Genomic DNA, 24172 nt, shown 5'->3' on the forward strand with positions numbered 1-24172 from the left:
TAGACGTATGGCCTCTCCCGAATCACCCGTGCCCACGCTCGCTCTCAACGACGGCGCCTCCATCCCTCAGCTCGGCTTCGGCGTGTTCCGCGTCGATCCCGTCGAGACGGCGCGCATCGTCGCCGACGCCCTCGAGGTCGGCTACCGGCACATCGACACCGCGGCGATGTACCGCAACGAAGACGGCGTCGGCCGCGCGATCGCGAGCAGCGGGATTCCGCGCGACGAGCTGTTCGTGACGACGAAGTTCCCCAACAACGGCTCGGGCAGTGCGGCCGACGCGCTGCGCCACAGCCTCGACCAGCTCGGGCTCGACCGCGTCGACCTCTACCTCATCCACTGGCCGCGGCCGAAGCTCGGCACCGCCCTCACCGCCTGGCAGGACCTCATCGAACTCCAGCGCGAGGGCCTCGCCGCGTCGATCGGCGTCTCGAACTACCGCCTTGAGGACCTCGAGCTGATCATCGGCGAGACGGGCATGACGCCCGCGGTGAACCAGATCGAGCTCCACATCGAGTTCCAGCAGCGGCCTCTCAAGGAGTACCACGCCGCCCATGGCATCGCCACCGAGTCGTGGTACCCCCTCGGCGGCGGCGAGATCTCGTCGGCACCCGCGTTGCTCGAGGTCGCGCAGGCGCACGGGGTGACGCCTGCGCAGGCGATCCTGCGGTGGCAGCTGCAGACCGGCAACATCGTGATCCCGAAGTCGAACCGACGCGAGCGCATGGCTGAGAACCTCGACGTGTTCGGCTTCGAGCTGAGTGCGGGCGAGCTCGACGCGCTGGGGGCGGTCGACCAGGGTGCGTCCGGGCGCCGCGGCGGCGACCCGAACGTGCTCTAGTGGCGCTGCCGCCGTTGTTCGCCGGGGTGCGGCGCGCGCTCTTCTTCCACGCGCACCCCGACGATGAGTCGCTCACGACGGGCGGCCTGATCGCGTTGCTCGCGGATGCCGGGGTGAAGGTGCGCGTCGTCACCTGCACCCGTGGCGAGCGCGGCGAAGTGGTTCCGGGGCCGCTGAAGTGGCTCGAGGGCACCCCGGAGCTCGCGGATCACCGCGCCGGCGAGTTGGCACGCGCTCTGCGGGAGCTCGGCGCGGACCCACCGGTGCTCCTCGGCAGCCCGCGAGCCCGCGCTTTCTATCTCGGGCCGGGCTTCCGCTACGTTGATTCGGGAATGGCCTGGGGTGCCGATGGACGCGCGACGGCGGCGGCCGACGCGCCCGACCGCGTCGGCGTCCAGAAGTTCTCGTCGAACGGGTTCGCGGTGGGCGACGGACGCGCGGCGGTGAGGCGCTTCAAGCCGGACGTCGTCGTCGGCTACGACGTGGGCGGGGGCTACGGGCACCCCGACCACGTGTGGGCGCATGTCGTGGCGAAGCTCGCAGCAGCCCGCCACGGGGTGCCGTTCGTCGAGGTGGCGCCAGCTGAGGCATCCGACGCCGTCGCGATCGCGATCGATCTCACGGTCAAGCGGCGCGCACTCGCCGCTCACGCAACCCAGCTGACGCTGACGGATGACGGCTACGTGCTCTCCGGCGGCCAGCATCATGTGCTCGAGGCCGTCGAGCGCTATCGCGTCAGTCCTGCTGGCCCTGCCACCAGGCGGTGAGCCTGCGCGTCGCCTCTTCGCTGCCGAGCGGCCCCTCGTCGAGCCGCAGCTCCATCAGGAACCTCATCGCCCGACCGACCTCAGGCCCCGGCCGCAGGCCGAGCAGCGTCATGACCTCGTCGCCGTTGAGGTCCGGCCGGATCGCATCGATCTCCTCCTGCTCGGTGAGTTGGGCGATGCGGGCCTCGAGGTCGTCGTAGGCGAAGCCGAGGCGGTCCGCCTTGCGCCTGTTGCGGGTGGTCACGTCGCTGCGCGTCAGGATGTGCAACCGCTCGAGCTGGTCGCCCGCGTCGCGCACGTAGCGTCGCACGGCGGAATCCGTCCACTCGCCGTCCGTGTAGCCGAAGAACCGCAGGTGCAGCTCGATGAGCCGCGCGACGGCGTCGATCGTCTCGTTGTCGAAGCGCAGGGCGCGCAGCCGCTTGCGTGCGAGCCGCGCGCCGACGAGGTCGTGGTTGTAGAAACTGACGGCGCCACCCGGCTCGAGCCTGCGCGTCGCGGGCTTGCCGATGTCGTGCATCAGGGCGGCGAGGCGCAGCGTCACGTCGGGGTCGGCGCCGGGGTGTCGCGAATGCTCGTAGCCGATCGCCTGGTCGAGCACGGTGAGCGAGTGCTCGTAGACGTCTTTGTGACGGTGCTCCGCGTCGATCTCGAGCTGCAGGGCGGGCAGCTCGGGCAGCACCAGCTCGGCGAGCCCGGTGTGCACGAGCAGTTCGAGACCAGGGCGCGGGGTGTCGGATGCCAGCAGTTTGACGAGTTCGTCCCGAATCCGCTCGGCGCTCACGATGTCGAGCGAGCGGCGCATGCCGCTCATGGCATCGATCGTGTCGGGGGCGACCTCGAAGCCGAGCTGAGCGGCGAAGCGTGCCGCACGCAGCATACGCAACGGGTCGTCGCCGAACGAGACAGACGCAGGGGCCGGCGTCCGCAGCACGCCGGCGATCAGGTCCTCGACGCCTCCGGATGGGTCGACGAGCGCGATCTCGGGCACGCGGAGCGCAAGAGCGTTCACGGTGAAGTCGCGCCGCACGAGGTCGCCCTCGAGCTCGTCGCCGAACTCGACGGTCGGCTTCCGCGTCTCGCCGTCGTAGCTGTCGGCCCGATAAGTGGTGATCTCGACGGTCTCGCCGTCGACGCGTGCGGCGATCGTACCGAAGGCGCGCCCCACATCCCAGGTCGCCTCGGCGAGTGGCTTCACGACCGCGAGGATGTCGTCGGGCCGGGCGTTCGAGGCGAAGTCGAGATCGTGCACAGGCCGGCCGAGCAACGCGTCGCGCACCGGGCCGCCGACCAGGCTCAGCTCGGAACCCGCCTGCTGGAACGCCACAGCCAGCTTCGCGACGACGGGCGACTCGGCGAGGGAACGCAGGCGCGAAAGAGAATCGGCCACGCTCTGCATGCCTCGGATTCTACCGGCGGGGCGCCGTACACGCCGCCGCCCCGGCTCTGCCCGCTCGCGCACCGGTCCGCGCCCGGCACGCACGGCGGGGCGCCGTACACGCCGCCGCCCCGGCTCTGCCCGCTCGCGCACCGGTCCCCGCCCGGCACGCACGGCGGGGCGCCGTACACGCCGCCGCCCCGCCTGGGTCACAGGGTCGCCATGAGGCGCCCCCATAAACTGGCGTGCATGCCGAGCAAGGAGGTGCTGTGGGTCGACGCGCGCCATTGAGCCTCCTGATCGCCGCAGCCCTTCTGCTCACCTCAGCCGCCGTGGCCGTTCCCCTGGCGCCGGCGAATGCCGCGCACCGCGACACGGCCGCCGGCGCACCTGTGGTCGAGGTCTACGCAGCCGGCGGCGGCATCGTTCCCGACGGCGGCGACCTGCAGGTGTCCGTCGTGATCGCCAACCCGAGCACAGAGCCCGTCGACCCCGGGCAGGTCAGCGTCTCGGTCGGCGCGAACGCGATCGCCACCCCCGCAGCCCTTGCCGACTTCCAACAGGATCCGCAGAAGGCCCCGTTGCGCGCGCTCGGCACGGGCGTCACGACTGCCGTCCCAGCAGGCGGAACGCTCGTCGTCGCACAGCTGACGATTCCCGCGGCATCAGTCGATCTGCCGAGTTCTGCTCCCGGCGTGTTCGGCCTGGCCGCCACCGTCGCGACGCCCGAGGGCGAGGTCGGCACGGGCGCAGGCACGCTCATCGTTCCCGGCGCCGCACCCGCGACCGTCGGCGTCGCGGCCGTGATGTCGCTCACCGCACCGGTCGGCGCGACGGGCCTGGTGTCTGCGCAGGACCTTGCCACGTACACGGCTGCCGACGGCGTGCTCACGCGCGAGCTGGGCGTCGCTCAGCACAATCCCGCGCTGACGGTCGGCATCGATCCGATGCTGCTCGTCTCGATCCGCGTGCTCGGACAGAGCGCACCCGCGTCGGCGCAGGCGTGGTTCGTCGCCCTCACCCACCTAGCGAACCCGACCTTCGCCCTGCAGTACGGCGACGCCGACCCCGCCGTGCAGACTCAGGCCGGGCTCGCGGCCCCGCTCCAGCCGAGCGACTTCACCTACGCGATGTCGGCCGGCGACTTCAACAACGCCCCCCTGACGGTCGGCGAGCCCACCGCGACGGCACAGACCGCGGCACCGACACCGACCCCTTCGCCAACCGCGGGCCCCCAGCTGCCGCCGCTCTCCGAGCTGATCGGATTCCCGTACAAGATCGACGGCGTCGCGTGGCCCGCGCCCGGCACCGTCTCCGGTTCCGACACCGCGGCGCTTGCCGCGGCAGGGCTCACGACGACGATCGTGAGCTCGGCGAACACCAACGCGACGAAGCTGGGCGTGACACCCGACGCGGCGCTCACGACGAGCGGCGGATCGGCGCTCGTCACCGACGATGCGGTCAGTCAGGCGCTGCAGGCGGCCGCCACCGCGAGCGATCCCACGACGGCGACGCTCACGACCGCCGCCCTGTACGCGCAGCTCGCCCTCGCTGCTCAGAACGCACCTCAGGGCGGCGTCGTGCTGGCCTCACTCGACCGCAGCCTGCCGACCGACGTCACATACGCGTCCGCTGCCGTCGCGACCGTGCTGGGGTCGGCGTTCACCCGCCCGGCATCCCTGCAGGACGCGCAGGCGTCGGCGCCGACGGCGGGACTCGCCCTGGTCGACCAGCGCAACGCCGAGGACCGCATTCAGCGGGTGCAGGCCCTGCTCGACCTTGCCGGCGAGCCGCGCACGGGCGGCACGGCCGACGCCGTCAACATCGCCTCGTTCTCCTCGGTCCTGTCGAACCCGGTGCTGCTCACCGGTGACGTGCGCGCGCGACTGCTGCAGCTGTTCTCCGTCGGCTGGGTCGGCTCCAACGCGTGGAACACCGCCGTCAGCAAGCAGCTGTCCGCCATGCACGCGAACGTCACCGGGGTGCAGATCATGGCCCCGGAGTCGATCCGCCAGGCATCCCGCCAGGCACTCATTCCGATCACGGTCACCAACAAGCTCACCCACCCGGTCGACGTCGTGCTGCGGGCGACGCCGTCGTCGGCGCGCCTCGAGGTCGAGTCGGACACCGTCAAGACGATCGCCGCCGGCTCCAGCGCGAAGGTGCTGGTCCCCGTCAGGGCACAACTGAGCAATGGCACGGTCCGGCTCCACCTGCAGCTCTACAGCAAGACAGACGTGCCCATCGGCGACTCGCACAACGCAGAGCTCGACGTGCACGCCGACTGGGAGGGCATCGGCGCGATCGTCTTCGGCGTCATCGTGGTCGGGTTCTTCGGCTTCGGCCTGTTCCGCACGATCCAGCGCCGGCGGCGCGAGAAGGGTGAGGCCAAGACCGAGCCCGACGGCGATGCCGGCGAGGCGACGACGGATGCCGCGGCCGACGGATCCGCCCACGAGGCTCCGCGTGGCTAGCATCGGCCGCGCCACCACGCTGCTCGCGAGCGGCACGCTGGTTTCCCGTCTGCTCGGCTTCGGCAGGCAGTGGCTGCTGCTGCAGGCGATCGGCGGCACCGGCCTCATCACCGACGCCTTCCAGACCGCGAACAGCGCGCCGAACACGATCTACGCGATCATCAGCCAGGGCGTGCTGAACGCCGTGCTGATCCCGCAACTCGTGCGCGCCGCGAAGCACCGCGACGGCGGGCAGGCCTACATCAACAAGCTCATCACGCTGGGCATGGTCGTGTTCGGTGTGCTGACCGCGATCGCGACGGCGCTGTCGCCGCAGCTCATGACGCTCTTCGGCGTGCGGCCGGGCGTGATGGATCTGGCGATCGCCTTCGCGCTCTGGTCGATGCCCCAGGTGTTCTTCTACGGCCTCTACTCGCTGCTCGGCGAGGTGCTCAACGCCCGCAACTCCTTCGGCCCGTTCACGTGGGCGCCCGTGCTCAACAACATCATCTCGATCATCTCGCTCGTGCTGTTCCTCGTGATGTTCGGCGTGCAGCCGGTGCACACCGTCGGCGACTGGCCGGCCCTCAAGATCTTCATCCTCGCGGGCGGCTCGACGCTCGGCATCGTGGCTCAGGCGCTCGTGCTGTTCGCGTTCTGGCGCCGCATCGGCCTGCGGTTCCGCTTCGACTTCGGCTGGCGCGGAATGGAGCTGCGCACGGTCGGCAAGGCGGCCGGCTGGACCTTCGCGATGCTCGTGTGCACCCAGCTCGCCGGCATCTTCCAGACCTTCGTCGCCAACACGGCCTCGGGCCCGCACCGCGCCGGCCCGCAGGGCATCGCGACGACCTGGTTGATCTTCATGCTGCCGTTCTCGATCATCGCCGTCTCGGTGGTCACCGCGTACTTCACGCGCATGTCCGAGCACGCCCGCGACGGGGACTTCGAGTCGTTCCGCACCGACTACTCGTCCGCAGTGCGCCAGATCGTGCTCCTCATCTCCATCTGCGCCGCGGTGCTGATCGTGACGTCGTTCTCGTTCTCGCGCGTCTTCACGACCGACTATCAGCCGTTCGGCGTCGTGCTGATCGGCTTCGTCATCGGCCTGGTCCCCTCCGTCGTCGGCTTCGTCACCCTCCGCGCGCTGTACTCCCTCGGCGACACGCGGTCGCCGTTCATCTACACACTGATCCAGTCGGCGATCGTGGTGCTCGGCCTCGTGGCCTGCCTCCACCTCGAGCCCGACTTCCGCGCCCCGGGCATCGCGATCACCGTGTCGTTCGCAGGAACCGTGCAGACCGCTCTTTCGATGGTGTTCCTGCGCCGCCGCCTGCACGGCCTGCATCTCGGCGGCGTGTTCCGGTCGATCGTGCAGGGCTTCCTGGGGTCGCTCGTGGCGACCGTGCTGGGCCTGATCGCCCTCTACGGCGTCAATCAGCTCGGCGGACACGGCGGATTCTCCGTCGCGACGGCGCTCAGCGCGATCGTGTCGATGGTCATCGTCGGCGCCGTCATGCTTGCGGCATACATTCTCGTCCTGCGCGGCCTGCGCACGCCCGAATTGATGGATGCCCTCGCCGGCCTGCGCCGACGCCTGGCGCGTTCTCAGCGAGCGGAATAACTCGACCTACTATGTGTTCTACCTTCAAGCGCCTGCCTTCATCGCGGGTGCGCAAGTTCAGGGAGTTACGCGGTATTTATGAACGACTTGACTGAGAACGGCGTCCGCGACGTCATCATCATCGGGTCCGGCCCCGCCGGCTACACCTCCGCGATCTATGCGGCGCGTGCCGAGCTGAAGCCGCTCGTCATCGCCTCCAGCGTCGAGGCGGGCGGCGAGCTCACCAAGACCACAGAGGTCGAGAACTTCCCCGGGTTCCCCGAGGGCGTCATGGGGCCCGACCTCATGATCAAGATGCAGGAGCAGGCAGAGCGCTTCGGCGCCGAGGTCGTCTATGACGACGTGGTCGCCGTCGAGCTGGCCGGCGAGACCAAGCGCGTCGTGCTCGGCTCGGGCGAGACCCACGAGGCTCGCACCGTGATCGTCGCGACCGGGTCTGCGTACCGCCGCCTGGGCCTCGACGACGAAGAGCGTCTCTCGGGCCACGGGGTCTCGTGGTGCGCGACCTGCGACGGCTTCTTCTTCCGCCAGAAGAACATCGCCGTGGTCGGCGGCGGCGACTCCGCGATGGAAGAGGCGACGTTCCTCACCCGCTTCGCCGACAAGGTGACGGTCATCCACCGCAAGGACACGCTGCGGGCCTCGAAGATCATGCAGGAGCGCGCGTTCGCGAACGAGAAGATCGAGTTCGCGTGGAACAAGGAGGTCGTCGCGATCAGCGGCAGCGAGGCCGTGACCGGCGTCACGCTGCGTGACACCGTCGACGGCACCGAGAGTGAGCTCGCGCTCGACGGCCTGTTCATCGCGATCGGCAACGACCCGCGCGTGCACCTGTTCCACGGCCAGCTCAAGCTGACCCCCGCAGGAACGATCGCCGTCGACGGCCGCTCGTCCAGGACCAACCTTCCCGGCGTGTTCGCCGCGGGCGACGTGATCGACCCGACGTATCGTCAGGCTGTCACCGCCGCCGCATCGGGCACCGTCGCCGCGCTCGACGCGGAGCACTATCTTGCAGAGCTCGATCAGGCCGAGGCATCCGTCGACGCCGTCTTCGCGCCCGCCAACTAGACCACCCCTAAAAGGAGAGATACCAAATGTCCGCTGCAAAGGCTGTGACCGACGCCTCGTTCGAGGCCGACGTCCTGAACTCCGAGAAGACCGTGCTGGTCGACTTCTGGGCAGAGTGGTGCGGGCCGTGTCGCGCGGTCTCGCCGATCCTCGACCAGATCGCCTCTGAGCACGCCGACAAGATCGAGATCGTGAAGCTCAACGTGGACGAGAACCCCGCCACGGCGGCCAAGTACCAGATCACGTCGATCCCGGCGATGAAGGTCTACCAGGCGGGTGAGGTCAAGAAGACCGTCATCGGCGCCAAGCCGAAGCCGGCTCTCGAGCACGACCTCGCCGAGTTCCTCGCGTAGCTCGCCGGATTCGCATAGCCAATCAGGCATGAATGGCCCCGTTCCCATCGGAACGGGGCCATTCCACATGTGGGCGCTGGTTACGATTGTGCAATCGTCGAGATTGGACGCACACACGTGATCGAGAGCTCGCCCGCACAGGGCAACAACCTGGACCCCTGGTACGACTCCTACGCCGCCCGCACGGCCGGCCTGGCAGCCAGTGAGGTCCGAGCTCTCTTCGCCGTCGCGTCGAGGCCCGAGGTGGTCTCGCTCGCCGGCGGCATGCCGTACGTCTCGGCGCTTCCCCAGGAGCTCGTCACCGGGGCGATGGACAAGGTGATGGCCGAGCGCGGCCCCGTCGCCCTGCAGTACGGCTCCGGCCAGGGCGTTCCGGCGCTGCGCGAGCAGATCCTCGAGGTGATGGCTCTCGAGGGCATCAGCGGCTCAGCCGACGACGTGGTCGTCACGACCGGCTCCCAGCACGCCCTCGAGCTGTTCAGCAAGCTCTTCATCGATCCGGGCGACGTCGTGATCGCCGAAGGCCCCAGCTACGTCACCGCGATGGTGATCTTCAACTCGTACCAGGCCGATGTGGACCACGTCCCGATGGACGAGCACGGGCTCATCCCCGGCGCGCTGCGCGAGCACATCGCCCGCCTCAAGGCGGCCGGTCGGCGCATCAAGTTCCTCTACACGATCCCCACCTTCCACAACCCGGCCGGCGTGACGCTCACATGGGAGCGGCGCCTCGAGATCCTCGAGATCTGCAAGAGCGAGGGGGTTCTTGTGCTCGAGGACAACCCCTACGGGCTGCTGTACTTCGGCGATCGCCCGCCTGCAGCGATGCGATCGATCGAAGAAGACGGCGTCGTCTACCTCGGCACCTTCTCGAAGACGCTCGCGCCGGGCTTCCGCCTCGGCTGGGCGCTTGCGCCGCACGCCATCCGCGAGAAGCTGATCCTCGCCAACGAGGCCGCCGTGCTCTCGCCGTCGTCGTTCACCCAGCTGGTCGTCTCCGAGTACCTGTCGCAGGCCGACTGGCGCGGCCAGATCGACACCTTCCGCGGCGTCTACCGCGAACGGAAGGAGGCGATGCTCTCCGCTCTGCAGGAGCATCTGCCCGAGCTGTCGTGGACGAACCCGAACGGCGGCTTCTACGTCTGGCTGACGCTGCCCGAGTCGCTCGACTCGAAAGCCATGCTGCCGCGTGCCGTGAAGGAACTCGTCGCCTACACCCCGGGCACCGCCTTCTACGCCGACGGCAACGGGCGTCAGAACATCCGCCTGTCCTTCTGCTACCCGACGCCCGAGCAGATCCGCGTCGGCATCCGTCGGCTCGCCAACGTCGTCAGCGGTGAGCTCGACCTTCTCGAGACCTTCGCCGGAACCGGCGATCTGAGTCAGTTGCGGATGTCTCGCGGTGCGTTCCCGCCCAGCGACCTGCGCTGACCCCCGGCGCGCCGATTTCAAGAAAAGGCCCTGATCATGCCCGGTTTTGAACGCCTCAATGTGCTGGTCCTCGCCGGCGGAATCTCGCACGAGCGCGACGTGTCGCTGCGCAGCGGACGTCGCGTCGCCGACGGGCTGCAGGCGCACGGTCACCGCGTCACCATGCGCGAGCCGGACGCCGAGTTGCTCGCCTATCTGCGCACCGAGCGGCCCGATGTGGTGTGGCCGGCTCTGCATGGGGCCAGCGGCGAGAACGGCGCGCTGCGCGCGCTGCTGGCAGCATCTGGGGTGCCGTACGTCGGCGCCGAGCCCGAGGCGGCCCGCGTCGCATGGCTCAAGCCGATCGCCAAGACGGTCGTCGCCCGCGGCGGCGTGCGCACCCCGCAGTCTGTGACGCTGCCGCGCGAGACCTTCCGTGAGCTCGGCGCGAACGCCGTACTGAGCACGCTGCGCGACTATCTCGGCGCCCCGCTCGTCGTGAAGCCGTCGCAGGGCGGCAGCGCCCAGGGAGTGACGATCGTCGACGACGAAGCCGAGTTGCCGCGCGCGATGGTCACGGCCTACACCTACGCCGACGTCGCACTGCTCGAACGCAAGATCGTCGGCACCGAGATCGCGGTCACCGTGCTCGACCTCGGCGACGGTCCGCAGGCGCTGCCCGCGGTCGAGATCGCCCCCAACCATGGCGTCTACTCGTTCGAGGCCCGATACAACGCGGGGGAGACCCACTTCTTCACGCCGGCGCGGTTGAGCCCGGAGGTCGCCGAGCGCGCCGCCCGGGTCGCCGTGGACGCCCACAACGCTCTCGGCTTGCGCCACATCTCCCGCGTCGACCTCATCGTCGACGCCGAGGGAACGCCATGGTTCCTCGAGGCCAACGTGCTCCCCGGCCTCACGGAGACGTCCCTCGTGCCGCTCGCGATCCAGGCGGCCGGCTTCGACCTGGGCGCTGTGTACGTCGGCCTCGCCGAGCAGGCGATCAGGGACTTCGACGCGCAGCTGCTTTCGCGCTAGTTACGAACGTGTAGTTTCACGTGAAACGGCTTGAGGCCGATACTCGCTTCGCTCGTTCCGGCGGTCAGGACGCGTAGCCGGTCTCGCCGAGCTCTGTGAGGATGCGGTTGAGGTCCTGAATCGTCGCGAAGTCGATCGTGATCTGACCCTTGCGCGCCGACAGCGCGATCTTCACCCGGGTGTTGAGACGGTCGCCGAGCCGATCGGCGACGTCGTCGAGGTGGCCCTTGTGCCGCCCCGCCGTGGGCTTGGTCCGCTCAAGCTTCGGCGTCTTGCTGACGACCGCCTCGGCCTGGCGAACAGACAGGTCCTCATTGACGATCTTGTCCGCGAGCCGGACCATCGCCTCGACCTCGCCCGCCGCGAGGATCGCGCGGGCATGCCCGGCCGACAGTACCCCGGCGGCGACCTTGGACTGCACCGGCGCCGGCAGTTTCAGCAGGCGCAGGGTATTGGAGATCTGGGGTCGTGAGCGGCCGATCCGGCCTGCGAGCTCTTCCTGCGTGATGCCGAAGTCCGACAACAGCTGCTGATACGCGGAGGCCTCTTCCAGCGGGTTGAGCTGAGCGCGGTGCAGGTTTTCGAGCAGGGCGTCGCGCAGCATGTGCTCGTCCTGCGTGTCCTTGACGACCGCCGGGATGGTGTCGAGCCCGAGCGCCTTCGTCGCACGCAGGCGGCGCTCGCCCATGATCAGCTCGTACTGCCCTGAAGGACGCCGCCCGTCCTCCGTCTTGAGCGGGCGCACCACGATCGGCTGCAGCACGCCGACCTCGCGGATCGAGGCGATCAGCTCGTCCAGAAGCTCCTGGTCGAACTCGGTGCGCGGCTGATTGGCGTTCGGGACGATGTCCGCAGGGGAGAGGCTGGCCAGGTGGGCCCCGGGAACCGCGACCAGCTCAGAAGCATCGGCGTCGATCGTCGCGGTGGGTGCGGCATCCGTCGATGAGAAGAAGACATCGGCGGGGCGCGCGCCTGAGTCAGCGGGCGCAGTCGGGATCAGGGCGCCGATTCCTCGGCCGAGTCCTGTGCGCTTCGCCATTACCGGGGTACTCCTCTACGTGCGATTTCGACGGCGGCCTCGAGGTACGCGAGCGACCCGGACGAGCCGTAGTCGTAGGCGATCACACTCTGGCCGTAGCTGGGGGCCTCTGAGATGCGGACGGAGCGGGGGATGACCGTCGCCAGCGTCTCCTTCGGGAAATGCTCCCGGACGTCTTCGGCGACCTGATGCGCCAGGTTCGTCCGGGAGTCGTACATGGTGAGCAGGATCGTCGAGAGCTTCAGCTTCGGGTTGAGGTGCTTCTCGATGAGCTTGATGTTCTTGAGCAGCTGACTGAGGCCCTCGAGCGCGTAGTACTCGCATTGGATCGGGATCAGGACTTCATTGGCGGCCACGAACGCATTGATCGTGAGCAGCCCGAGCGACGGCGGGCAGTCGATGAAGACGTAGTCGAAGTCCGCCGTCTCGAGGAACTCCTGCAGAGCGCGACCCAGCCGCTGCTCGCGCGCCACCATCGACACGAGCTCGATCTCCGCGCCGGCGAGGTCGATCGTGGCGGGGATGCAGAACAGCCCGTCGGACTCAGGGCTCTGCTGGATGACGTCTTCCATCGGCGTCTCGCCGACGACCACGTCGTAAACGCTCGGCGTGCCCTCACGGTGCTCGACGCCGACGGCAGTCGAGGCGTTGCCCTGCGGGTCCAGATCGATCACCAGCACCCGGGCGCCGTACTTCGCGAGCGCCGACGCCAGATTGACGACGGTCGTGGTCTTGCCCACCCCGCCCTTCTGGTTGGAGATCGTGAAAATGCGCGTGCGCGAGGGAAGGGGGAGGACCTGCTGCTCGGCCACCATGCGCCGCCGCGTCATGTCAGTCAGCTCTCGCAACAGCGGGGGAGCGGCGACGTCGGGCTGGTCCTGCTCGGGGTGTTTCACGTGAAACGGGGGTCCTTCTCGGATCGGCGGTCGGCGTGGAGGAGGTCTAGTTCACTGTAGCCCGGATCACCCGGGTCACCTCTGCGAGCACGCCCTCACCGAGCACGATCACCTCGACGTCATGGACGCGATGCTTGCGAAGCTCCTTGCTCGCCGCGTCGATCTCGGCCTGGGCCCCCGCCCCCTTGAGGAACACCAGCTCGCCGCCGAGCCGGAGGAGGGGGGCCGTGATGGGCACCAGCTTGCGGAATGCGCTCACGGCGCGGGCGGTCACCTGGTCGAACCCGTAGCGCGGCGCCTCCTCTGCTCGCGCACGCAGAATCTCGACATTGTCGAGACCCAACTCGGCAACCTGCTCGTTCAACCAGGTGACACGGCGCTCCATCGGCTCGATGAGCGTGAATGCGACATCCGGGCGTGCGATCGCGAGCACGAGGCCCGGCAGACCCGCGCCGCTCCCGACATCGCCGACCTTGCCTGGGCGCAGCAAGGGCGCGACGACCGCGCAGTTCAGGATGTGTCGCGTCCACAGCCGCGGCAGTTCGAGGGGCCCGATCAGTCCGCGCTCCTCACCATGCTCGGCAAGGGCGTCCGTGAACTGCCGTGCCAATGCGATGCGGTCGCCGAAGATCTCGGCGGCCGCGGCCGGCTCGGGCTCGACTTCAGTGGACAAGGGGCTTCCGATCGTTGAGGAGTTCGCGAAGCGCGTGTCTCGAAACGATCTCAGCACCTCGCTGCGGCCGCTTCGAGATGCGCTTCGCACTCCTCGATGACCGGAACTGTTTCACGTGAAACGCTATGCGCGGGCTATCACCGTATGGCGATCGGCACCCTCGCCGTGCGACTCCGACACGAAGCCGCGCTCAGCCACGAGGTCATGGACGAGCTTGCGCTCGTACGACGACATCGGGGGAAGAGCGGCTTTCGACGCGCCACCCTCGATACGGGCGACAGCCCCGTCGACGAGTGCGGTGAGCTCCTGCTGACGCGCGTCGCGCGAGCCGCCGATATCGAGGATGAGGCGTGAGAACTCGCCGGTCTGATTCTGAACCGCGAGCCGCGTCAGCTCCTGCAGCGAGCGCACGACGTCCTGCTGGGAAAGCCGCCCGAGGTTGCCGCCCTCGCCGGCGGTGACGGTCAGATACGTGCGCCCATTGCGCACGTCGATCTCGAGATCGCCGTCCAGGTCAGCGATGTCGAGCAGTTCCTCGATGTAGTCGGCCGCAAGGTCGCCCTCATCGACGGTGACAAGGACTTCCTGGTGCTCGGTCTCGGGGGAGGTGGTCTCGCTCATGGCATCCATCTTCGTATTCGTACGCCTAGCGGCGCTTCTTCTTCCGCCTGTTGCTCACCGGCTGCTGGCGTTGGGTGTTGACGCGGGTCACCACAGCCTCGCCGCCTTCGACGGCCGGCTCTGCCACCTGCAGCTTCCCCGCCGCGATCATCGCGTCGCGACGCTTCGCCAGCCGCTCCTCACGGGCGCGGGCCGCTTCGCTGCCCGGCGTGGGCATCGAGCGGATGACGAGGAACTGCTGCACCATCGTCCAGATGTTGGTGGTCAGCCAGTAGAACATGACGCCCAGCGGGAATGCGAAGCCGGAGAACAGGAAGATGAACGGCAGGAAGTACATCAGCGTGCGCTGCTGACGGAACTGCGGGCTGTTCTTCGTCTCGTCCGAGATGTTCTTCGACATGATCTGCAGCTGCGTGTAGAACTGCGAAGCCACCATCAGCGCGACCATGATCGCCGCGACGATCATCACCGGGACGACCGGGCCACCGGCGTGGTTCATGGCGCTCTGGAAGCTGTCGTGCAGCGGTGCGAAGCCGAAGAGCGACGCCTGGCCGAACGATCGCGACAACGTCTCGTTCATCGCGCCGATGCCGTTGTGACCCTGCGAGGCGTTGTTAAGCACCGCGAACAGACCACCGAAGATCGGGATCTGGATCAGCAGGGGGATACAGGATGACAGCGGATTGGTGCCGCTCTCCTTGTAGAACGCCATCATCTCGCGGCTCATCGCCTCGCGAGAGAGCTGGTCGCGCTTGCCTTTGTACTTGTCCTGGATCTTCTTGATCTGGGGCGCGACCTCGAGCATCTTGCGCTGATTCTTGATCTGCCGCACGAAGACCGGGATGAGGGCCGCACGAACGACGACGACGAGGCCGACAATGGAAAGAACCCAGGTCAGGCCACTATTCGGATCCATTCCGATGTTGGAGAAGATCCAGTGCCAGGCGACCATGACGAGCTCGACCAGCCAGCGAATCGGCCAGAGGACGGTCAGATAAAGAGATTCGAGGTTCATCTCGGTGGGGTCAGCCCTTTCCTTGGCCGGAGTGCACATCGGATGCGACGACGAAGCCGAAGCGCCCAACGTGGAAGTGATCGGAGTGCGACTCGGGCACGTCATCGACGCCGCCCGCGGCCCAGGGGTGGCAGCGTGCGACTCGACGCGCGGCGAGGAATCCGCCCTTGACCACACCGTGTCCCTGCACGGCGCCCAGCGCGTAAGCCGAGCACGACGGGTAGTAGCGGCAGACGTCGCCGTACAGAGGGGAGATCAGCGCGCGGTAGCCGCGCAGTAGCGCAACGACGATGTTGCGGGGGATCAGAAGAGCCGTTCGGGCGACCTGCAGCGCGGTCGCGGCGGAGGGGTGCGCGATGCCTGATGCGTGCGCGGTGGTCATCGGGTTCCTGCCCTGTGGATGGCTTGGGAGATCTCGAGATGGAGAGTAGACCAGGGTGCCTGCGCGGCGGCTGGCAGGGCCCTGATCACGACGTCGGCGCCGGCCGGAACCTCGGGGAGCAGCTCGAAGGCTGCTGCCTTCAACCTGCGTCGCACAGTGTTCCTGACCGGCGCCGAGCCGACAGACTTGCCCACGATGAAACCGAAGCGCTTGCCCTCACCGCCGGGGGTGATGCGCACGTACGCCAGGGTGTGAGGTGCGGGGAACCTGGTCCCGCGCCGCACCACTGCCCTGTAGTCGTTCGCCCCGACGATGCGGTTGGCCTTGGCGAGCACCGCGAGTGAGGTGCTACGCGGAGAGCTCGCTGCGGCCCTTGCGGCGGCGAGCGGCGAGGATGGCGCGGCCAGCGCGAGTGCGCATACGGAGGCGGAAGCCGTGCACCTTGGCGCGGCGGCGGTTGTTCGGCTGGAAGGTACGCTTCGTCATGGTTCGTCTCTCGATCGATACAGCGGCCACGACGTCGAACTCGACGAAGGCCTCAGGAAAGGGGAGCAGCCGAAACGACCGGCTGCAGTCAACCAATTAACTGTACGGGCCACAGACGTGTAGTTCAAACTGAGCGGCCATGGTCACAGCCGACTCGAACGAACCATCCTGCCGACACATTCCCGAACTGCCACACAAGACACGCCGACACCACATCGTTCTATGCCCCGTTAGGGATTTGTCCACAGGCCTCTCGTTCACTACCGTGGCACTCACAGTTATCCCCAGGCCCGTCCGGTCAGTCCGACGGGCCGTGTGTTTTATTGCGACGCTGAGGTGGATAACGGTGTGAATAACTACAGGGGAACGTGGGGACACTCATGACTGACGGTGATGCTGCGCTCGGTGAGGCGTGGGGCTCCATCCTCGCCACCCTTGAGAACGACGAGCGCGTCACGCCGCAGCTGTACGGTTTCCTCAGCCTGGTCGAGCCGAAGGGCATCATGGCCGGCACCTTCTATCTGGAGGTGCCGAACGAGTTCACGCGCGGCATGATCGAGCAGCGCAGCCGGATGCCGCTGCTGTCCGCGATCGGCGGGCTCGACTCCTCCCTCCAGGTCTCCACCTTCGCCATCGTCGTGAACCCCGAGATCGAGCAGGAGATCCTGCAGACCGCCGCACAGGCTGTTCATCAGCCCGAAGCCGCCACGGCGAACGTCTACGCGGACGTGTCGGCCGCCGCCGCGCCGCCTGCGCAGGCATCCGTCGAGGTCACCGTCGCTCCGCGTGCGACGGACACCCGGCTCAACCCCAAGTACAGCTTCGACAACTTCGTCATCGGGCAGTCGAACCGCTTCGCCCATGCGGCCGCGGTCGCCGTGGCCGAGGCGCCGGCGAAGGCCTACAACCCGCTGTTCATCTACGGCGACTCGGGTCTCGGCAAGACGCACCTGCTGCACTCGATCGGCCACTACGCGATGAGCCTCTACCCAGGCATCCGCGTGCGCTACGTGAGTTCAGAGGAGTTCACGAACGACTTCATCAACTCGATCCAGAACAACCGGGGCGCGAGCTTCCAGGCGCGCTACCGCAACATCGACATCCTGCTGATCGACGACATCCAGTTCCTGCAGCGCGCGGTGGAGACGCAGGAGGCGTTCTTCCACACCTTCAACACGCTGCACGACCACAACAAGCAGGTCGTCATCACCTCGGACCTGCCTCCGAAGCACCTGACCGGCTTCGAGGATCGCATGCGCTCGCGCTTCGAGTGGGGTCTCATCACCGATGTGCAGGCCCCAGACCTCGAGACCCGCATCGCGATCCTGCGCAAGAAGGCGCAGAGCGAGAAGGTCATGGTGCCCGATGACATCCTCGAGTTCATGGCGACGAAGGTGTCGAGCAACATCCGCGAGCTCGAGGGGACGCTGATTCGCGTCACCGCGTTCGCGAGCCTCAACCGCACTCCCGTCGACATGTCGCTCGTGCAGACGGTGCTGAAGGACCTCATCACCCTCGACGACGACAACATCATCGCGCCCGTCGACATCATCACGTCGACCGCGGACTACTTCAAGCTGTCGGTCGACGACCTCTACGGCTCGTCCCGCTCCCAGGCGATCGCAACTGCCAGGCAGATCGCGATGTACCTGTGCCGCGAGCTCACCAACCTTTCGCTGCCGAAGATCGGGCAGCTCTTCGGCAACCGCGACCACACCACCGTGATGTACGCGAACAAGAAGATCAGCGAGCTCATGAAGGAGCGCCGCTCGATCTACAACCAGGTCACCGAGCTGACCAGCCGCATCAAGCAGCGTTCGTCGCGTTAGGGCCATTCCGCGCCCCCCGCAGTGAGGACTTGCGCGACCTGCCTTCCGACCGCGCCTTTTCACACTGTGGATAACTTGTGGAGTGTTAAGGCATAACAGGCCGGACGATGTGGGGGACGGGCGGATTCTTGTGAATCACACGCTCCGCCGGCGATGCCAGTCATTCTGCGGCGCAGCGACTCACCACATCGCATTCACAACTGACAGGAATGTAGTTCCCGCGCCTCGACAGGGATCGCGCGAGTTATCCACACTCTCCACATCCGTTAAGACCTTTAACGGAAATCCTTGTAAGGCACTCGTTCCACAACCTTGTGCGGCCGTTGCCGACGAATCACACCTTTTCGGCGCCGTTCCCTTGCGGCGCTAGCATGGTGACGACTTCCGTCCGTCGACTTACCAGGGGTGTGTTTTGCGATTTCAGGCCAATCGCGACGTTCTGAGCGATGCCGTCTCTTTCGCTGTCAAGCTCCTGCCCCAGCGCACGACCCTGCCGATCCTCTCCGGCATCCTGATCAGGACCACCGATGCGGGCATCTCACTGTCGTCGTTCGACTACGAGGTCTCGTCGCAGACCGAGATCGACGCGGAGGTCACCGAAGCGGGCACGATCCTGGTCTCCGGCCGGCTGCTCGCCGACATCGTGTCGCGCCTGCCCAACGCTCCGGTCCAGTTCTCCACGGACGAGGGGAAGATCGCGGTCAGCTGCGGCTCCTCGCACTTCACGCTGCTCTCGATGCCGGTCGAGGAGTATCCGACCCTGCCGCAGATCGAGAAGTTCAGCGGCGTCGTTCCTGCTGACGCCTTCGCAGAGGCCGTCGCCCAGGTCGGCGTCGCCGCGTCGCGCGACGACGTGACCCCTGTCATCACCGGTGTGCAGCTCGAGATCGCCGAGAACGCACTCAGCCTTGTGGCGACCGACCGCTACCGCGTCGCAGTGCGCGAGATCGATTGGGATGGCTCGTCGGGCGGTGTCGAGCAGGCGAGCGCCCTCGTACCCGCGCGCACCCTGCAGGAGATCGGCAAGACGCTCGGCCACGCCGGCAACATCTCGGTCGCGATCCAGAACAACGACGAGCGCGAGCTGATCGCGTTCACCGCCGAGAAGAAGACGGTGACGTCGCTGCTCATCAAGGGCAACTTCCCCCCTGTGAAGCGCCTCTTCCCGGAATCCGTCGACAACTACGCAGTGCTCAACACGGCAGAGCTGATCGAGGCGACCCGCCGCGTGCAGATCGTCCTCGAGCGCGAAGCCGCGTTGCGCTTCACCTTCACGTCAGAGGGCCTGACGCTCGAAGCCATCGGCTCCGAGCAGGCGCAGGCCTCGGAGAGCATCGACGCCCTCCTGACTGGGCAGGACACCGTCGTCTCGCTCAAGCCCCAGTTCCTGCTGGACGGTCTGAGCTCGGTGCACTCGGAGTTCGTGCGCATCTCGTTCACCAAGACCGAGAACCCCAACAAGCCCGGCCCGGTGCTCATCACGAGCCAGACCAGCAGGGAACAGGCCGGAAGCGACACGTACAAGTACCTGCTGCAGCCGAATCTTCTGCTGCGCTAGTCGAACTAAAGAAGGACCACCAATGCACATCGGTCTCGTCGGCCTCGGCAAGATGGGCAACAACATGCGTGCCCGACTCGAGAAGAACGGAGTCGAGGTCACCGGCTACGACACCAACCCTGCCGTCTCCGACGTCGCGACTCTCGCCGACCTCGTCAACGCGCTGCCTGCTCCGCGCACCGTCTGGATCATGGTCCCCGCTGGGAAGATCACCGACTCGGTCGTGAATGATCTCGAGGGTCTGCTCGAAAAAGGCGACCTGATCATCGACGGCGGCAACTCGAAGTTCACGGATGACTTCCGTCACTCCGAGCAGCTGGCCGGTAAGGGCATCGACTACATGGACGCCGGAGTCTCCGGCGGCGTCTGGGGATTGGAGAACGGCTACGGTCTGATGGTCGGGGGCTCGCAGGCACAGGTCGAGCGCGTTATGCCGGTCTTCGACGCGCTGCGCCCGGAGGGGCCTCGCGACGAGGGCTTCGTGCACGTGGGCGAGGTCGGCGCCGGCCACTACGCCAAGATGGTGCACAACGGCATCGAGTACGCGCTCATGCAGGCCTATGCAGAGGGCTACGAGCTGCTCGACACCCGCAAGGACATCATCAAGGACGTCACCGGCACCTTCAAGGCCTGGCAGCGCGGCACCGTCGTGCGCTCATGGCTGCTCGATCTGCTGGTGCGCGCTCTCGAGGCGGACCCTGAGTTCCAGAACATCGAGGGCTACGTGCAGGATTCCGGCGAGGGTCGCTGGACCGTCGAAGAGGGCATCAACAATGCGGTGCCGCTTCCGACGATCTCGGCGTCGATCTTCGCTCGCTTCGTCTCCCGCCAGGAGGACTCGCCGGCGATGAAGGCCGTCGCCGCGTTGCGCAACCAGTTCGGCGGCCACGCAGTCAAGGCCGTCGACTAAGAGGAAGAGGTTCCGTGCGTTGCACGTGAAACATCTCTCTCTTGCCGACTTCCGCAACTACCGAGAGGCCGAGCTCGATCTCGAACCCGGGGTGACGGTCTTCGTCGGCCCGAACGGGCAGGGCAAGACCAATCTCGTCGAATCGCTCGGCTACCTCGCGACGCTCGGGTCGCATCGGACCTCGGTCGACAGCGCGATGATCAGAGCGGGCACGGATGCCGCAGTCATCCGTGCCCTGCTCCGCCATATCGACCGCGAGCTCCTCGTCGAAGTGCAGCTGAATCGCGGTGCGGCGAATCGCGCCCAGGTGAACCGCGCCGCCGTGCGCACCCGAGAACTGCCGCGGTATTTCTCGAGCGTGCTGTTCGCTCCTGAGGATCTCGCACTGGTGCGCGGCGAGCCGTCCACCCGGCGCCGTTTCATCGACGAGCTGCTCGTGCAGCGATCGCCGCGCCTGGCCGGCGTGCAGGCGGACTACGCGCGGATCGTCACGCAGCGGAACTCCCTGCTCAAATCGGCGCGTGCGCAGCGCATGAAGGAGTCGCAGCTTTCAACGCTCGACATCTGGGACGAGCGACTGGTCGAACTCGGCAGCGAGCTCATCGACCGGCGCGAGGCGCTCGTCGGCGAGTTGGCCGAGCCGCTTCGTGCGGCGTACCAGGCCGTGGCCGGCGTCGACCAGCAGCCCCGTGTGTTGCAGCGGCTCAGTATCTATGGGGCCGCGAGTGACGATGATGACGGGGATGCTTCATCGGGATCGTTTCGAGACGGCGGCTCCGGTGCCTCCTCGACGATCGGGCGGATCGAGACGGCTGACGCGTTCCGCGCGGCGCTCGCGGGCGTGCGACGGAAGGAACTCGAGCGAGGGCTCACCCTCGTCGGGCCGCACCGCGACGATCTGCTCTTCGAGTTGAACGAACTGCCGGCGAAGGGGTACGCGAGCCATGGGGAGTCCTGGTCGTTCGCCCTGGGGCTGCGCCTCGCCTCTGCGCAACTGCTTCGTGTGGAATCTGTCATCGGTGACCCGGTCCTCGTCCTCGACGATGTGTTCGCCGAGCTCGACTCGGCGCGCCGGCGGGCCCTGGCGAGTGCCGTCCGCGACTTCGAGCAGGTGCTGATCACCGCGGCCGTGCTCGAGGACGTGCCAGACGTGCTCGAGGCTGCCATCGTGAAGATCAAGGCGGGGGAGGTGGTCGCGGATGAGTGAGCATCCGAGCGAAGCATCCGCCGTCTATCTGCGCCTCAAGAAGCTGTTCGGCGGGTCGTCCGCGCGCACCGCGAAGGCTCAGCGTGGAAGACGGGGTGGAGAACCCGGGTCTGAGCCGTTCGGTGCTGGGCGAGATCCACGCGGCCTCGGATCGGTGATGGACGCGCTCACCACAGATCTCGGCTGGGACTCCGAGTTGGACAAGGCGGAGCTCATCGGCGCATGGTCGGAGCTGGTCGGCGAGAGCACCGCGGCGAAGTCGCAGCCGCTCGGCATCGAAGACGGCGTGCTCACCGTGCAGTGCGACTCCACCGCCTGGGCGACGCAGCTGCGCATCATGCGCGTCGAGTTGCTGACTGCAATCGCGCAGCGGTACCCGCGCGCAGGCATCCAGTCAATCCGCTTCAACGGGCCGGACGTACCGAGCTGGAAATATGGCCGCAGGTCGGCGCAATGGCGTGGCCCTCGCGATACCTACGGTTGAGAAAGCAAATCTCATGTCGGGCGCGTAAAAAACGCGTCAGATCGGCGTCTAGCCCCGGGAACAAGACCCCCTCCTGATAGGATGAAACGTCTAGTTTGCTGGGGTCAGGAGCGCAATTTCACATGACGACCGAACCGACGACAGGGGCCGGCGCCACGGGCTCAGATGACGAGAGCTACGGCGCGAACCAGATCCAGGTGCTCGAAGGCCTCGAGGCGGTTCGCAAGCGTCCTGGCATGTACATCGGCTCGACGGGCCCTCGTGGTCTGCACCACCTCGTGTGGGAGATCGTCGACAACGCGGTGGACGAGTACCTTGCGGGCTCGGGCGACCGGGTCGTCGTCACGCTCCTCGCGGACGGGGGCGTGCAGGTCATCGACAACGCGCGCGGCATCCCCGTCGACATCCACCAGCCGGAGGGCATCTCCACCGTCGAGCTGGTGCTCACGGTCCTGCACGCCGGCGGCAAGTTCGGCGGCGGTGGCTACGCAGTCTCTGGCGGATTGCACGGCGTGGGCTCCTCGGTGGTGAACGCGCTCTCGAGCAGGCTCGATGTCGAAGTCAAGCGACAGGGCCACGTCTGGACCCAGAGGTACCACGACGGAACGCCGGAGGCACCCCTCGCCGAGGGCGCCGAGACCGACGAGACCGGCACCACGATCACCTTCTGGCCGAGCGACAAGATCTTCGAGACCGTCGAGTTCGACTATGAGACGCTGCGCTCGCGCTTCCAGCAGTACGCGTTCCTCAACAAAGGCCTCACGATCGAGCTGCGCGACGAGCGCGTCTCGGCGAAGACCGACGAGGAGGGCGAGCCGATCGAGGCGCGCCTCGACGTCTTCAAATACGACCGCGGCCTCGAGGACTATGTCGAGTACCTCAACTCGATCAAGAAGAACGAGATCGTCAACGACGAGATCATCCACTTCGAATCGGAGGACACCGAGCGCAAGATCGCACTCGAGGTCGCGATGCAGTGGACGACGGCGTACAGCGAGAGTGTGCACACCTACGCGAACACGATCAACACGCACGAGGGCGGCACGCACGAGGAAGGCTTCCGCGCTGCGCTCACAACGCTCGTCAATCGCTACGCGCGCGAGAAGGGCATCCTCAAGGAGAGGGACGACAACCTCTCCGGCGAGGACGTACGCGAGGGCCTCACCGCGGTGATCTCGGTGAAGCTCGCCGAGCCGCAGTTCGAGGGCCAGACCAAGACCAAGCTCGGCAACACCGAGGCGAAGGCCTACGTGCAGAAGGTGGTCGGCGACCAGCTCGGCGACTGGTTCGACCGGAACCCGAACGCGGCCCGTGACGTCATCCGCAAGGGTCTTCAAGCCGCGACCGCCCGCATGGCGGCCCGCAAGGCCCGCGAGACCGCACGCCGCAAGGGACTGCTCGAGGGCGGCGGCATGCCGGGCAAGCTCAAGGACTGCCAGTCCAAAGACCCGACGATCTGCGAGATCTTCCTCGTCGAGGGCGACTCGGCCGGCGGCTCGGCGACGCAGGGTCGCAACCCGCTGACCCAGGCGATCCTGCCGCTGCGCGGCAAGATCCTGAACGTCGAGAAGGCGCGCCTCGACCGCGCGCTGGCCAATGCAGAGATCCAGGCGATGATCACCGCATTCGGCGCCGGCCTCGGCGAGGAGTTCAAGCCCGAGAAGGTCAGGTACCACAAGATCGTTCTGATGGCCGACGCCGACGTCGACGGCCAGCACATCACGACCCTGCTGCTGACGCTGATCTTCCGCTACATGCGGCCGCTCATCGAGCTCGGCTACGTCTACCTCGCGCAGCCGCCGCTGTTCCGCCTCAAGTGGACGAACGCCGAGCATGACTACGTGTACTCGGACGCCGAGCGCGACGCGCTGCTCGCCGCAGGCCAGGCGGCCGGCCACCGCCTGCCGAAGGAGAACGGCATCCAGCGCTACAAGGGCCTCGGCGAGATGAACTTCGAAGAGCTCTGGGACACGACGATGAACCCCGAGACCCGCACCCTGCGCCAGGTCACCATGGAGGACGCGGCTGCGGCCGACGAGGTGTTCGCGACTCTGATGGGCGACGACGTCGACTCGCGGCGGCACTTCATCCAGAAGAACGCCAAGAACGTTCGCTTCCTCGACGTCTAGTGCCTCATGACTCCTGG

General features: G+C 67.2%; 23 protein-coding genes. 14 read left to right on the forward strand and 9 right to left on the reverse strand.

Features of this window, described 5'->3' with window-relative positions:
* Positions 1-7 precede the first annotated feature (7 nt).
* Complete coding sequence (locus D7I44_RS08285; protein WP_120789063.1) at positions 8-841, forward strand: aldo/keto reductase; 834 nt, start codon at positions 8-10, stop codon at positions 839-841.
* Positions 841-1608, forward strand: coding sequence for a PIG-L family deacetylase (locus tag D7I44_RS08290; RefSeq protein WP_120789064.1), 768 nt, complete (start codon positions 841-843; stop codon positions 1606-1608). Before D7I44_RS08285 ends, D7I44_RS08290 begins: the two co-directional genes overlap by 1 nt.
* On the opposite strand, the gene D7I44_RS08295 is transcribed toward D7I44_RS08290, so the two are convergent.
* Positions 1577-3007, reverse strand: a complete 1431-nt coding sequence (locus tag D7I44_RS08295) for a CCA tRNA nucleotidyltransferase (protein WP_120789065.1) — start codon at positions 3005-3007, stop codon at positions 1577-1579. The genes D7I44_RS08290 and D7I44_RS08295 overlap by 32 nt on opposite strands.
* Before the next feature lie 248 nt (positions 3008-3255).
* On the opposite strand from D7I44_RS08295, the gene D7I44_RS08300 reads away from it, so the two are divergent.
* The 6 genes from D7I44_RS08300 to D7I44_RS08325 all read left to right on the forward strand — a co-directional run bounded on the left by D7I44_RS08300 (position 3256) and on the right by D7I44_RS08325 (position 10926).
* Positions 3256-5460: a DUF6049 family protein gene (locus D7I44_RS08300; RefSeq protein ID WP_162940149.1), complete on the forward strand. Its 2205-nt coding sequence runs from the start codon at positions 3256-3258 to the stop codon at positions 5458-5460.
* On the forward strand, positions 5453-7060 hold the full coding sequence (gene murJ, locus D7I44_RS08305) for a murein biosynthesis integral membrane protein MurJ (RefSeq protein WP_120790859.1): 1608 nt from the start codon (positions 5453-5455) through the stop codon (positions 7058-7060). The genes D7I44_RS08300 and murJ overlap by 8 nt, the downstream gene beginning before the upstream one ends.
* A gap of 78 nt (positions 7061-7138) precedes the next feature.
* A complete protein-coding gene (gene trxB, locus D7I44_RS08310) occupies positions 7139-8128 on the forward strand; it encodes a thioredoxin-disulfide reductase (protein WP_120789067.1) in 990 nt (329 codons plus the stop codon).
* Between the two features lie 26 nt (positions 8129-8154).
* A complete protein-coding gene (gene trxA, locus D7I44_RS08315) occupies positions 8155-8481 on the forward strand; it encodes a thioredoxin (protein ID WP_120789068.1) in 327 nt (108 codons plus the stop codon).
* A gap of 117 nt (positions 8482-8598) precedes the next feature.
* Positions 8599-9912 carry an aminotransferase-like domain-containing protein gene (locus D7I44_RS08320; RefSeq protein WP_120789069.1) on the forward strand — a complete coding sequence of 438 codons (1314 nt, stop codon included), beginning with the start codon at positions 8599-8601 and terminating at the stop codon, positions 9910-9912.
* A 36-nt stretch (positions 9913-9948) separates the two neighbouring features.
* A complete protein-coding gene (locus D7I44_RS08325; protein WP_120789070.1) occupies positions 9949-10926 on the forward strand; it encodes a D-alanine--D-alanine ligase family protein in 978 nt (325 codons plus the stop codon).
* A gap of 64 nt (positions 10927-10990) precedes the next feature.
* On the opposite strand, the gene D7I44_RS08330 is transcribed toward D7I44_RS08325, so the two are convergent.
* From D7I44_RS08330 to rpmH, 8 genes are all read right to left on the reverse strand, one after another.
* Positions 10991-11965 carry a ParB/RepB/Spo0J family partition protein gene (locus D7I44_RS08330; RefSeq protein ID WP_120789071.1) on the reverse strand — a complete coding sequence of 325 codons (975 nt, stop codon included), beginning with the start codon at positions 11963-11965 and terminating at the stop codon, positions 10991-10993.
* Positions 11965-12861 carry a ParA family protein gene (locus tag D7I44_RS08335; protein WP_425459326.1) on the reverse strand — a complete coding sequence of 299 codons (897 nt, stop codon included), beginning with the start codon at positions 12859-12861 and terminating at the stop codon, positions 11965-11967. Before D7I44_RS08335 ends, D7I44_RS08330 begins: the two co-directional genes overlap by 1 nt.
* A 46-nt stretch (positions 12862-12907) precedes the next feature.
* Positions 12908-13546, reverse strand: coding sequence for a 16S rRNA (guanine(527)-N(7))-methyltransferase RsmG (gene rsmG, locus D7I44_RS08340; protein ID WP_425459331.1), 639 nt, complete (start codon positions 13544-13546; stop codon positions 12908-12910).
* A 111-nt stretch (positions 13547-13657) separates the two neighbouring features.
* Positions 13658-14155 (reverse strand): Jag family protein, encoded by a 498-nt coding sequence (locus D7I44_RS08345; RefSeq protein WP_245980141.1) that lies wholly within the window; start codon positions 14153-14155, stop codon positions 13658-13660.
* Between the two features lie 25 nt (positions 14156-14180).
* Positions 14181-15170, reverse strand: coding sequence for a membrane protein insertase YidC (yidC, locus tag D7I44_RS08350; RefSeq protein WP_120789074.1), 990 nt, complete (start codon positions 15168-15170; stop codon positions 14181-14183).
* Positions 15171-15180: 10 nt separating this feature from the next.
* Positions 15181-15552 carry a membrane protein insertion efficiency factor YidD gene (gene yidD, locus D7I44_RS08355; protein ID WP_120789075.1) on the reverse strand — a complete coding sequence of 124 codons (372 nt, stop codon included), beginning with the start codon at positions 15550-15552 and terminating at the stop codon, positions 15181-15183.
* On the reverse strand, positions 15549-15887 hold the full coding sequence (rnpA, locus tag D7I44_RS08360) for a ribonuclease P protein component (protein WP_120789076.1): 339 nt from the start codon (positions 15885-15887) through the stop codon (positions 15549-15551). Before rnpA ends, yidD begins: the two co-directional genes overlap by 4 nt.
* 13 nt (positions 15888-15900) lie before the next feature.
* A complete protein-coding gene (rpmH, locus tag D7I44_RS08365; protein WP_120789077.1) occupies positions 15901-16038 on the reverse strand; it encodes a 50S ribosomal protein L34 in 138 nt (45 codons plus the stop codon).
* A 380-nt stretch (positions 16039-16418) separates the two neighbouring features.
* On the opposite strand from rpmH, the gene dnaA reads away from it, so the two are divergent.
* The 6 genes from dnaA (at position 16419) to gyrB (ending at position 24155) form a co-directional block, all read left to right on the forward strand.
* Positions 16419-17867 carry a chromosomal replication initiator protein DnaA gene (dnaA, locus tag D7I44_RS08370; protein ID WP_120789078.1) on the forward strand — a complete coding sequence of 483 codons (1449 nt, stop codon included), beginning with the start codon at positions 16419-16421 and terminating at the stop codon, positions 17865-17867.
* A 412-nt stretch (positions 17868-18279) separates the two neighbouring features.
* The gene (gene dnaN, locus D7I44_RS08375; RefSeq protein WP_120789079.1) at positions 18280-19425 is read left to right on the forward strand and encodes a DNA polymerase III subunit beta; all 1146 of its coding nucleotides are present in this window, start codon (positions 18280-18282) and stop codon (positions 19423-19425) included.
* A 22-nt stretch (positions 19426-19447) separates the two neighbouring features.
* Positions 19448-20335: a phosphogluconate dehydrogenase (NAD(+)-dependent, decarboxylating) gene (gene gnd, locus D7I44_RS08380; protein ID WP_120789080.1), complete on the forward strand. Its 888-nt coding sequence runs from the start codon at positions 19448-19450 to the stop codon at positions 20333-20335.
* Between the two features lie 19 nt (positions 20336-20354).
* Complete coding sequence (gene recF / locus D7I44_RS08385) at positions 20355-21542, forward strand: DNA replication/repair protein RecF (protein WP_120789081.1); 1188 nt, start codon at positions 20355-20357, stop codon at positions 21540-21542.
* Positions 21535-22026: a DciA family protein gene (locus tag D7I44_RS08390; RefSeq protein WP_120789082.1), complete on the forward strand. Its 492-nt coding sequence runs from the start codon at positions 21535-21537 to the stop codon at positions 22024-22026. Before recF ends, D7I44_RS08390 begins: the two co-directional genes overlap by 8 nt.
* Before the next feature lie 122 nt (positions 22027-22148).
* A complete protein-coding gene (gene gyrB / locus D7I44_RS08395) occupies positions 22149-24155 on the forward strand; it encodes a DNA topoisomerase (ATP-hydrolyzing) subunit B (protein ID WP_120789083.1) in 2007 nt (668 codons plus the stop codon).
* Positions 24156-24172 lie beyond the last annotated feature (17 nt).

It is taken from the genome of Gryllotalpicola protaetiae (assembly GCF_003627055.1).
GTDB lineage: Bacteria > Actinomycetota > Actinomycetes > Actinomycetales > Microbacteriaceae > Gryllotalpicola > Gryllotalpicola protaetiae.

Excerpts from the sequence above, each read along its gene's own strand:
- D7I44_RS08285 (WP_120789063.1), top strand. The coding sequence starts at position 8 with ATGGCCTCTCCCGAATCACCCGTGCCCACGCTCGCTCTCAACGACGGC.
- D7I44_RS08295 (WP_120789065.1), bottom strand. The coding sequence starts at position 3,007 with ATGCAGAGCGTGGCCGATTCTCTTTCGCGCCTGCGTTCCCTCGCCGAG.
- trxB (WP_120789067.1), top strand. The coding sequence starts at position 7,139 with ATGAACGACTTGACTGAGAACGGCGTCCGCGACGTCATCATCATCGGG.
- trxA (WP_120789068.1), top strand. The coding sequence starts at position 8,155 with ATGTCCGCTGCAAAGGCTGTGACCGACGCCTCGTTCGAGGCCGACGTC.
- D7I44_RS08325 (WP_120789070.1), top strand. The coding sequence starts at position 9,949 with ATGCCCGGTTTTGAACGCCTCAATGTGCTGGTCCTCGCCGGCGGAATC.
- D7I44_RS08330 (WP_120789071.1), bottom strand. The coding sequence starts at position 11,965 with ATGGCGAAGCGCACAGGACTCGGCCGAGGAATCGGCGCCCTGATCCCG.
- D7I44_RS08345 (WP_245980141.1), bottom strand. The coding sequence starts at position 14,155 with ATGAGCGAGACCACCTCCCCCGAGACCGAGCACCAGGAAGTCCTTGTC.
- yidC (WP_120789074.1), bottom strand. The coding sequence starts at position 15,170 with ATGAACCTCGAATCTCTTTATCTGACCGTCCTCTGGCCGATTCGCTGG.
- yidD (WP_120789075.1), bottom strand. The coding sequence starts at position 15,552 with ATGACCACCGCGCACGCATCAGGCATCGCGCACCCCTCCGCCGCGACC.
- rpmH (WP_120789077.1), bottom strand. The coding sequence starts at position 16,038 with ATGACGAAGCGTACCTTCCAGCCGAACAACCGCCGCCGCGCCAAGGTG.
- dnaA (WP_120789078.1), top strand. The coding sequence starts at position 16,419 with ATGACTGACGGTGATGCTGCGCTCGGTGAGGCGTGGGGCTCCATCCTC.
- gnd (WP_120789080.1), top strand. The coding sequence starts at position 19,448 with ATGCACATCGGTCTCGTCGGCCTCGGCAAGATGGGCAACAACATGCGT.
- D7I44_RS08390 (WP_120789082.1), top strand. The coding sequence starts at position 21,535 with ATGAGTGAGCATCCGAGCGAAGCATCCGCCGTCTATCTGCGCCTCAAG.
- gyrB (WP_120789083.1), top strand. The coding sequence starts at position 22,149 with ATGACGACCGAACCGACGACAGGGGCCGGCGCCACGGGCTCAGATGAC.